This window comes from Aquisphaera insulae, assembly GCF_011064615.1.
Lineage (GTDB): Bacteria > Planctomycetota > Planctomycetia > Isosphaerales > Isosphaeraceae > Aquisphaera > Aquisphaera insulae.
Genome location: NZ_JAALJH010000222.1, coordinates 1 through 1,356, shown reverse-complemented (window position 1 = coordinate 1,356; position 1,356 = coordinate 1). Strand labels below are relative to the sequence as shown.

At 70.4% G+C, this 1,356-nt stretch carries 1 protein-coding gene; it reads left to right on the top strand.

From position 1 onward, the window contains the following. A partial coding sequence (gene tnpC, locus G6O54_RS36845; protein WP_165236112.1) for an IS66 family transposase occupies positions 1–1,302 on the top strand: 1,302 nt, incomplete at its 5' end. Between the last annotated feature and the right edge of the window lie 54 nt (positions 1,303–1,356).

Sequence of the window (1,356 nt, the reverse complement as noted above, 5' to 3'; positions counted from 1 at the left end):
GGCCGCCGGGCGCTGCCGGCCTCGCTGCCGCGCAAGGAGGTCCTCCACGACCTGCCCGCCGAGCAGCTCCCGTGCCCCGACTGCGGCGAGACACGACGGCGGATCGGCGAAGAAGTCCGCGAGCAGCTCGAATATGTCCCGGCGTCGATGATCGTCCTGCGGCACGTCCGCCCCAAGTACGCCTGCTCGTCCTGCGAGTCCAACGTGGTCATCGCCGAGCGACTCCCCGAGCCGATCGAGAAGGGCCTGCCGGGGCCGGGCCTGCTGGCGCAGGTCGCGGTGAGCAAGTATGTCGAACACATGCCGTTGTATCGCCAGGAGGGCTTCTTCCGCCGCCACGGCATCGAGCTGCCGCGGTCGACGACCTGCGACTGGATGGCCGCGACGGCCGACCTGCTGGAGCCGATCCGGAAGGCGATGCTCCGGCGGATCCTGCTGTCGCGGGTGATCGGCACCGACGACACGCCGGTGAAGTGCCAGGACCCGCGCACCGGGCTGATCACCGAGGCCCGGCTCTGGGAGTACCTGGGCGAGGCGGACCATCGGTTCGTCGTCTTCGACTTCACGCCCGACCACTCGGCCGAGGGCCCGACGCGGATGCTGGAGGGCTATCGCTCGGGCTACCTCCAGGCCGACGCGTACTCGGTCTATGACCAGATCTACGCGCGAGGGATCGTGGAAGTGGGGTGCATGGCGCATGCCCGGCGGAAGTTCTACGACGCGCGGAAGGCGGACCCGGAGCGGTCGCACGTGGCGCTGGCGTGGATCAAGCGGCTCTACGAGGTCGAGGATGCGGCGAAGGAGGAGATCGCCGCGGCGACGGCGCGGCTGATCGCGGCGGCCGGCGCCCCGGCCGAGGCGTCGATCGAGCGGGAGTTGGCCGAGGGGATCTTCCACCGCTCCCGGCAGGAGCGATCGGTGGCGATCCTGGACGGTTTCGAGGCGTGGCTGGAGTCGGCGGCCGACGCGGCGCTGCCGAAGTCGCCGCTGGGCGAGGCGGTGGGCTACGCGCGGAATCACTGGGCGGCGTTGAAGCGATATGTCGACGCGGGTTACCTGTCGATCGACAACAACGCGGTGGAGCAGTTGCTGCGGACGATCGCCCTGGGCCGGAAGAACTGGCTGCATGTCGGCGGCGCCCGCGGCGGCCGGACGGCGGCGATCCTGATCAGCGTGGCGCAGAGCTGCAAGCTGCACCGCGTCGAGCCGTGGGCGTATATCCGCGACGTCCTGGAGCGGGTGAGCACCCACCCGGCGAGTCGGGTCGACGAGCTGTTGCCCGACGTCTGGAAGCCGGGGTAGGCGACCCCGGCGAACCGGTCTCGTCATCTCATCCCGCCCGATCACGCCGTGATC